This window comes from Streptomyces lacrimifluminis, assembly GCF_014646095.1.
Taxonomy (GTDB): domain Bacteria; phylum Actinomycetota; class Actinomycetes; order Streptomycetales; family Streptomycetaceae; genus Streptomyces; species Streptomyces lacrimifluminis.
Genome location: NZ_BMMU01000076.1, coordinates 1 through 8,049, shown reverse-complemented (window position 1 = coordinate 8,049; position 8,049 = coordinate 1). Strand labels below are relative to the sequence as shown.

At 67.9% G+C, this 8,049-nt stretch carries 9 protein-coding genes; 6 read left to right on the top strand and 3 right to left on the bottom strand.

Features of this window, described 5'->3' with window-relative positions:
• The first annotated feature begins 166 nt into the window (after nt 1–166).
• Both IEY89_RS39640 and IEY89_RS39635 read left to right on the top strand, forming a co-directional pair.
• Nucleotides 167–526 (top strand): DUF6247 family protein, encoded by a 360-nt coding sequence (locus IEY89_RS39640; protein WP_229695726.1) that lies wholly within the window; start codon nt 167–169, stop codon nt 524–526.
• A gap of 53 nt (nt 527–579) precedes the next feature.
• Nucleotides 580–789, top strand: a complete 210-nt coding sequence (locus IEY89_RS39635; RefSeq protein ID WP_229695725.1) for a hypothetical protein — start codon at nt 580–582, stop codon at nt 787–789.
• A gap of 957 nt (nt 790–1,746) precedes the next feature.
• Here the strand turns inward: IEY89_RS39635 and IEY89_RS39630 are convergent.
• Nucleotides 1,747–1,974, bottom strand: a complete 228-nt coding sequence (locus IEY89_RS39630; RefSeq protein WP_189152372.1) for a hypothetical protein — start codon at nt 1,972–1,974, stop codon at nt 1,747–1,749.
• 628 nt (nt 1,975–2,602) lie between these two features.
• On the opposite strand from IEY89_RS39630, the gene IEY89_RS39625 reads away from it, so the two are divergent.
• Nucleotides 2,603–3,235, top strand: a complete 633-nt coding sequence (locus IEY89_RS39625) for a DUF2461 family protein (RefSeq protein WP_229695724.1) — start codon at nt 2,603–2,605, stop codon at nt 3,233–3,235.
• Nucleotides 3,236–4,166: 931 nt separating this feature from the next.
• Here IEY89_RS39625 and IEY89_RS39620 read toward each other — a convergent pair.
• Both IEY89_RS39620 and IEY89_RS39615 read right to left on the bottom strand, forming a co-directional pair.
• Nucleotides 4,167–4,805: a DUF6082 family protein gene (locus IEY89_RS39620; RefSeq protein WP_189152371.1), complete on the bottom strand. Its 639-nt coding sequence runs from the start codon at nt 4,803–4,805 to the stop codon at nt 4,167–4,169.
• A gap of 306 nt (nt 4,806–5,111) precedes the next feature.
• A complete protein-coding gene (locus tag IEY89_RS39615) occupies nt 5,112–5,285 on the bottom strand; it encodes a hypothetical protein (RefSeq protein WP_189152370.1) in 174 nt (57 codons plus the stop codon).
• A 77-nt stretch (nt 5,286–5,362) separates the two neighbouring features.
• On the opposite strand from IEY89_RS39615, the gene IEY89_RS39610 reads away from it, so the two are divergent.
• From IEY89_RS39610 to IEY89_RS39600, 3 genes are all read left to right on the top strand, one after another.
• A complete protein-coding gene (locus IEY89_RS39610) occupies nt 5,363–5,563 on the top strand; it encodes a hypothetical protein (protein ID WP_229695723.1) in 201 nt (66 codons plus the stop codon).
• A gap of 990 nt (nt 5,564–6,553) precedes the next feature.
• The gene (locus IEY89_RS39605; RefSeq protein ID WP_189152369.1) at nt 6,554–7,030 is read left to right on the top strand and encodes a hypothetical protein; all 477 of its coding nucleotides are present in this window, start codon (nt 6,554–6,556) and stop codon (nt 7,028–7,030) included.
• 478 nt (nt 7,031–7,508) lie between these two features.
• The gene (locus tag IEY89_RS39600) at nt 7,509–7,646 is read left to right on the top strand and encodes a hypothetical protein (RefSeq protein WP_189152368.1); all 138 of its coding nucleotides are present in this window, start codon (nt 7,509–7,511) and stop codon (nt 7,644–7,646) included.
• The last annotated feature ends 403 nt before the right edge of the window (nt 7,647–8,049 follow it).

Below are 8,049 nucleotides of genomic sequence, written 5' to 3'. Positions count from 1 at the left end.
CGCCGCCACAGTCACTACGAACGCCCCAAATCACCTGTAAACCAGATCAGTTGCTCTCTAAGCGTGCTCGGGTTCGTGTGCGGCGTCGAGATGACCAGGGTCGTTCTGTGGACGGATCTATGGCGCCAGGGAGTGAGTTGACCGGTCCCCGGAAAGGAATCAGCCCATGGCCGCTCCTGCGGCTCTGCACCGCGCGTACGGTGGCGATACGACCCGCCAGGAGGATCCGATGAGCGCGCAGCCCGAGGAAGCCCCCGCCCCGCCGGCCCCCGCGGCCGCCGCCCAGCTGCTCCAGGAGCTGCGTGCCGACCGGCGTGCTGACACCTGGGTGCCCGCGTTCGAGCAGGACTGGGCACGCGCGTTGGACGACGCCCGGCACTCCTTCAGCCTCGCCCCGGTCCACGACGTCGTCCGCACCTGGCGGGCCCGCCTCGCCTCCGCCCCGGCTGTCGACGCGTTCCTCGCGGGCGGGTGCGATGACTCCGACGGCATCGACCTGGACCAGGTCCTCGGAGCCCGTACGTGAGCGACGCCCGCCCGCCCTGGCCTGCACGCCTGTCACCACAGGCTGCAGGCACCGTGAAGGAGTTGCCTGACCACGCACGCGAGATGCTGAGGGATGTCCTGGACATCGCCGGCCGCGACCCGTGGTCGTTCCCGCCCTTCAACGCCCGCGACCCCGAAGGCGAGGACGTCCGTGCCGCCTCGGTCGGACAGCTCACGGCCGTCTACTGGATCAACCGCCCGGCCGGACGCCTGTACGTCGTGGACATCGTCTGGCTCGACTGACACGCCCTCGAACGTGTTTCGGCCCGTCCCGGCATACGCGCTGCCGGGACGGGCCGATACATGTGCTATCCGGGCCTGACCAGGGTGGTCAGCGGCGGATATGGACGGTCACGTTGACAATCGTTCCACCCGCGAAGACCGTGGCGCCGAACAACGCCACAGCCATGATGGGGGCCGTGTTCGTTCGAAGCCACGTGGCAAATCCGCGTGAACCGGACAGCACGCGACTACGCCGAAGCCTTGGGGCTGACCAGGGTTACCGTGGCGCCGACTTCCATGACGTGATCCACGCGTAGGGCCTCCCAGCGTTGCTCGGTTCGATTCGCATCCCCGAGCTACCGAGAGGCCCTGCCTTCATTCCCCCGCCACCGCAGGATCACCCGACCAGGAACCCTGCTTGACCTGCACGTTCCAAGATCGGTTGAGAAACGGCTTCTCGGCGCGGTTAATGCTGGGGCGAAACTTACGCGACCTCGCGCCTGCCGCACGCGTCAGGACCGGTATGGGTCTCGCAGACTTGGATGGAGGTAATCCAGTTCGCGCGGTAGCTTCGAGAGCTGCACGGGGATGCTGACCCGTTGGCGTCCCCAAACTCCTCGTACCCGTCCCGCTTCCAGACCTTGACGTAGACGCCGTGGCCATCGGCCTCGCGGTCGCATACCTCGACGATATCGGTGGTGTGGCCGCCCAGACCTGCGTAAGACAGCCTTGCGAAATCGTCACCCTGATAGGAGGACACCGGTACCGCAAACGCGGGCCCGATAGCCAGTGCCGAAAGGCCGACCACAGCGGTAGTCACTGCTAGAGCTCTACCCATCTTGCGTGTCATACCGTCTCCACGTCTCTCTGTTGCACCAATAAAAGCGAACGTGTTCGAGGGCGTTGACGCTTGAACTCCCCGCATGGTTGTACAAGTTGTGTGGTCGCGTTGCCGCCTTGCAGCCACGGCCGTACCGCTCAGGCATTGCCCCACGCCTCGAAGAACCGCTTACGGTCGTCCGCTGCCTCGTGCAGCCGGCGCCCGGCGAGCAGAACATGCCAGGCAGTGGTCTCGGCATCACGCAGCCACAACCGCCCGAGGTAGCGGCCGCCTGCTATGAGCGTGTCATGGGACAGTGCGTCGCCGATCACCTTGGCCACGGCGTCACGCTGCTGGTCGTCGACCTCCGCCAGAAAGCTGAGCACACGATCGGCAACGCCCACTTGGGACGCAGGACGGCGCGATCTTCAGCGGGGGCACCCATGACAGGCGGCAACAAGCCCGCACGGATATCAGCGACGGCACATCGGACTGGCCCTGACGATCATTGCCTTGATCGTCATCGCTTTTGCCTCAGGTCCACGGTGGCTTTGATCGTCGCGGGATGCTTCACCGCCTGGTTCGTCCTGGCGTTGATCGTTGTCCACATCAGGGGCGGGCGAGGCGGAGAGGCACTTGGACGGGCCTACGTCGCAACCTTCTGGTGGGGCGACTACATCAGTCCCTGAAGGAGTTAAACGACAAGCTTATCGACCCTCCGAGGGGTCGCAATACCCACCGCACCGACTTGCCCATGAGCGCGGCGAAGGGCGGCATCCGACACGAGCGGCGAGAACCCACACCTGTATGGGATCTCAAGTCCGGCTGCACAATCTCACCGCCCGCTCCACATCGACTGCACTCTCCGTGTTCCTCGACGAACTCGCCCACCGCGCACGGCACATCGAATGGCCGGCGAGCCCCGCCGCAGCACCCCCCTCTTGTCTGGGGCTACGCCCCCCTGCCCGACTCACTCTCTGCGCGCGCGGATCATGGGTGAGCTATTCTCCGCGCATGCGCGGACAGTTCACCGGCTGGCCGGAGCAGGCCATGGACGTCTTGTGGCAGCTCCAGGGCGAACCGACCCACGCGACCCGCGAGCGCTACCGCGCGGACCGCGAACGCCTGGTCCGGCAGCCGATGATCGCCCTGCTCAACGAGGTCGCGGACACCGACCCCCGGTACGAGGACTTCTCCGTCTGGCACTACCGCACCGACTCCTGGTGGTGGCAGCACCAGGGTGCGGTGATCCGACTCGGCCGCAAGATCGAGATCGGTCTCCGGTTCTCCTTGGACGGCCTGCGGATCCAGGGCGCCTGGTGGTACCCCGATCCCGGCCAGGTGGACATGTTCCGCAAAGCCGTGGCCTCCGAGAGGAGCGGCCGCGAACTGTCCGCCATCGTCGAGGACGTGCGGAAGAAGGGCTACGACGTCTCCGGGGACGTGATGAAACGCCCCCCGCGCGGCTATCCGACGGACCACTCCCGTGCGAACCTGCTGCGCCACCGTTCGCTGATCGCCGCCCGTCCCCTCGGCTGCGAAGAGTGGCTGCACACCCCCGAGGCGGTCGACCGGGTGCTCTCGGCAGCCGTCGACCTGGACGCCCTGCTGATGTGGCTGGTCCGCCACGTGAAGCGCACCGCCTGACCTCACGAGGACGCCGCGCGGTACAGGAGGAACCACACCCGTGCGGCTAGCCCCCGCACTCAGAAGATGCACCTTCAGCGCCGACCGGTCGTCCATCGCCCGATAACTGTCCGGCACCTCGGCCAGGGACCCAGCACGGTCGAAGGCCGGCCCCGGACCGAGGACTCGCCCGGCCCCTGAGCATGCGTCCATGAGCTCGGGACGCCACGACGCCGATGCGCCCGAGAGGTGACGGCGGGGCTGTGAGAGGCGAGGACGACGTCCGTCGGTCCATGGCGGTACTCGCCGCCCAGGTGCGCGACGCACGCTCCGCCCGTGTCTGGGTGCCGCTCGGCTACTACGACTGGGCGTCGTTCCGCGACGCGAAGTTCGGCAGTCAGCCGCACCCAGGCGTACCGGCTGCTCGATGTCGCCCAGGCGGAGGCCGGCGGCCAGGAGCCGGGAACGACGGGGCGTAACCCTGGTGGCGCTGCCATCGCCTCCAGGGTTCGGTTCGGGCGTGCCCGGCGGCCCACGCGATCGGTGGCAAGGTCGTGCTGCGCACCGTAGACAGCAAGGAGCCCCGGCTGGACGGGGGAGACCAGCCGGGGCGGCAGGTAGTGGTGTGCGGAGGGCGGTCGCCTCGCGGCGAAAGGCTCCATGGGGCTTCAGCCGAACGATCTTCCCCATGGGCTATAGGTGAGGCCCGGGGACACTGTCCCCTCCGCAGCCACATACAAATGAACCGTCAGCTGCCGCCGTCTGTTCCGCCGTTGACGCTGCCTGCGTGTGAACTGGGGCACCCTGCTGGTCGTGGCCAGCGACGGAATAGGAACCCAGAGCGCGCGATCGAGCCGGAGCGCAGGCGACAGCGGCGGATGTGGCTTGGCGGGGCTGGCGCACCGGGCGCCGTAGCGAGATGGGCGGCTTCTGTCGCCCGAGGCAGCGCTGCCTACGCAGGCGGCGGCTGACCGGGCATGGGCGGCTGGACGAAGTATCCGCCCACGGAGACTGCCGGCCCGGCGGCGACAGCCGCGTCGTAGGACCGATCCGCAACGCGCGCGAACTGCTGGGTCCGCCGGTTCGCATCGGCATAGCGCAGATAGTTCTCCCGTGAGTTGCGCCAGTGGTCCCGCGCGGTCTGCCCCTGGAAATGCAGCTCGAACGTCCTGGTCAGCTGGGCGTCGGTCATCAGGCCGAACGTGTACGTCTTTTCCCAGTCCTGGAGGATGAGGTTGGTGTACACGATGCGCCGCCACTCGTCCAACGTCACCGGAACGGACGGAGGCTCCCAGCAGGTGAGGAACTCCGGCTTCGCCAGCGACAGCAGGAGTAGTTCCCGGTGCGCGGTCCAGGTCGTCTCTTCGGTGGCGATGCGGGTCTGGCGGGCCTGGTAAGCCAACGAGGCAGCGACTCCGGCCAGAGCGACCGCGGACAAAATGACCGACAGTGCGCCGTATGCCTGGCTGATCTGGCTCAACTTGGCCCAGTCCGCGTCCTTCGGCCCCACCGCCATGAGGAGGAACGGGGTCATCAGCACGATCCCGAGCGCCGCCGCAACCGCTACGGCTATCCACACAATCCTGCCCACGGACATCCTCGCTCGCACCGCGTCCTCCCCCATCCCGAGCGCCCATCAGTTCTCCACTCCACGGCGCTCCGGTCGTACTACCCAACCCGTGCGTTCAAGAGCCATGGTGGGAACACCCACTGTCGTGGCGAGTGCGAGCGAGCGAGGAATAGGACACATGTTCGGGTTATGGGATGGCACGGCGAGCTGCCCCTGAACCGCGCCGGGTCACCCGGCCCCACCATCCCGAACACGAGGCCGTCGCCGGTCACGGTGAAGGCCGGACGGGATGTTGGGCGCGGTCTGGGCCGCTGCCCCGACCCCGGTTCACCGAGTGACGATCGGCGTCACGAGGGCGGCCAGCACCGCCACTCCGGCCAGGCCGACGAGCAGCGGCTCGCGGAAGGACGGATAGCGGTGCGCCAGGTAGACGAGGCTGCCGAAGACCATGACGCCGACCAGGACGAGCAACAAGACGACGAGCAGGGTGAGCGTGGACATGGTGGGGCGGTCCCTTCGGTTTCGGGCATACAGGTCTCCCTTGCGGATCGGGAGCATCGACGGCTCACGGCCGTCGGGTGCTGGTCGTTGAGGATGTGGTCACCAGTGGTGGACAGATCGTGCTGTCGGCCGTGGACCTGCGGGGTCTGGGGGCTCAGGTGCAGGAGGCTCTGTGCGTGATCGACCGTGAGCAAGGCGGTGCCGATGCCCTCGCGGCCGAGGGCATCGGACTGTTGTCGCTGCTGACGGCCGCAGGTCTGCGGGCCGCTGCCGTCTGATCGGCCGGGCGCCCTTCAGTTGCGACCCCATTCGGCCATGCCCTGGCTGGAGTTGAGGATGAGGGAGGGCGGGATGGGCGGCGCGGACGCAGCCGGGGATTGGGGCACGCTCAGCCGGTTGCGCGTCGGCCAGGCCGCCGCGCCCGTGCCGCCGTCAGCTTGACGTTTAACTTCAAGGGACGGCCGGCGTCATCGCGGGGACTTCACTGCATGTCCAATCGCGATGAGGCCGACACCGACAACCAGGAGCGGTGGGGAGCGCAAGTTCCAGCTGATCAGTATCAGGATCGCCCCTGCTCCCCAGAATCTGGGTTGCCGTACTTGCCGCTGGAGCCATCGACCGGGCATACGGCCGAGCAGCAGAGCGTGCACCCCGATGACGGCCAGGATGATGGCGAGGGCGACCAGCACAAAGCCCAGCACAAGGAACGTGAACAAATCCCTTCCCCCTGCTTCCGGCTGGCACGCCGCATCGCTATCCAACCCGGCTGCCGCGGAGATCTCACTGCCGGGGCGGGCGTGACGTTTGACGGCGGGGCTTGGTACCAACAGCGGCCAGTCGCGGCAGGGCCAGCCCCCCGCGCAGTCCGTAGAGTCACTTCTCCCGCATCGGCCGCCCCCGCCTGCCAGTTTCAGCATTCTCGGGACAGCGCTGGCTGACGCAGGCTACGAGCCCCTTGGGGGCACCGGCGACAAGCTGGCGGCGCGCGTCAGGACGGACGTCGCTGGCGCCCCGGTGCCGTCCTTCGGTACCGAGTCCTACCAAGGCGGTGAGGCGGGAGAGTCCTGCAGGAGGGAGGCCTGTACCGCCTGGGCGCCGCACCCATCCAGGCCCTGTGACCCCCTCCGCAGCCGGTGCCACCACGGGCCCCGCCCAGGTCAACGCTGTCGGCCGCCGTGCTGTGGCCACGGTCACATGACTCAGCGTTGTGTGAGAGCTACTCGCGGAGGACGGTGGTGATCGGCGCGGGGCCGACAAGAAGGATCACCATGAGATCGAGCACTGATCGGGTCGCAGAACTCTTCGGCACCGACGAAGTCCGAAGCCTCCTCGCCACCAACCTCGCTGGCTACGAGTCCTATGCCTTTTCTGAGCTGGCCCGCGCAGCACGCGACCGGCTCGCCAACACGCCGGCCCACAACGTCGGCATTCTCGCGCGGGAACTGCGTCGCGCCGGCTTGGCCATCCATCACGCTCGCGACACCTGCCAGCACGCAGGAGGAGACGCAGCTCAGCTCGTCACGTTTACCCGGACTGGCTGTGACTGGTGGGCGAGCACGGTGGACCACGATGGACCTGGGCTTGTCCAAGCCCACCTCATCGATCCCTGCGAACAGCTGCTCCACGTCGGCAACACTGATGAACGGGACGACGGCTACGCGGCGCTGCGCGGACTTGCCACCCGGCTCGGATCCCACAGCGGCTTCACGTCTCGCTGGACGCTGCACATCGACGACGGTGCGTAGCGTGAACGTCCACGCAGGAAGAGCAAGGACATGGGCGGGACGACATCTGGGCCGCTCGCCGACTGCCTCAGCCGACTGCCTCAGCCGACTGCCTCAGCCGTGGGCCGGCCGACAAGCTGAACCATCACGGACCTACCCTCCGACGCGGCTTCCGCCTGCAGCGCATCGGCGAACCCGACGGGATCACCGCCGCCATCGCCTTCCTGCTCTTCGGCGACGCCCGCTATGTCACCACACCCGTGCCAGCGCTCGACGCTGCCACCGCACCCCCGGGCGGACACTGTTGGGTGCGCGGTTGCCCATGTGAGGATCACCGCCATGGACGCAGCCTGTGACCCCGAGTACCTGAAGGCGACCGCGCGAGCGGTCGCCGACTTCAAGAACGCGTTGGAGGAGTTTTTGGAGAACACGGCGGCGGCACTGGCGGTAGGCGGGTGGGGCGCACGAGGGGCTTCCCCTCGAGGATCACGAACAGGTTGTGATCTTCGTAGCGGGCGAGGCAACCATGCCGGCCTTCACCGTCTCGGTCCTCAACGGTGCCCGCCGCATCCGGCTCCAGTGCCGCGCCCGGCTCGCGCTGCGACACCGGACGGCCGTCCGCACCATCCCCGCGTGACCCGCTTCCGGTGCCGGTTCCCCTCTCGCTGACCCCAGCGTGCACGGGGCAGCGCTCCAGAGCGTCCCGTTGGGGCTGTCACCGCCCGGTTCGAGGTGGTAGCGGGCGGCACCTCGGTGACAGTGCCCCGGAAACGGAGAGAGGACGAGGTCCGCATTCCCGGCCGTAGACGGGGCAGGCGCATCGAGTACGAGCCGGGAACCAGCGGACGAACGTCAGGAGGGCACGCGATGCCGGGGCATGCACCGACCGACTTGGCGTCGTGCTTCTGGCCGCCCGCACCCCGGTCCGGACGGGCCATGTCCCGTCCGCCGCGCGCGGAACCTGGCGCCCGGCGGACCTGCGGAAGGAGTCCCTGTGACCACGTTCGTCATCACCGTGCCCGGCACGTTCGTCCACGGAA

Bases quoted from the DNA above. Each gene is read 5' to 3' on its own strand.
- IEY89_RS39625 (WP_229695724.1), top strand. From the start codon at position 2,603: ATGCGCGGACAGTTCACCGGCTGGCCGGAGCAGGCCATGGACGTCTTG.
- IEY89_RS39605 (WP_189152369.1), top strand. From the start codon at position 6,554: ATGAGATCGAGCACTGATCGGGTCGCAGAACTCTTCGGCACCGACGAA.
- IEY89_RS39640 (WP_229695726.1), top strand. From the start codon at position 167: ATGGCCGCTCCTGCGGCTCTGCACCGCGCGTACGGTGGCGATACGACC.
- IEY89_RS39615 (WP_189152370.1), bottom strand. From the start codon at position 5,285: ATGTCCACGCTCACCCTGCTCGTCGTCTTGTTGCTCGTCCTGGTCGGC.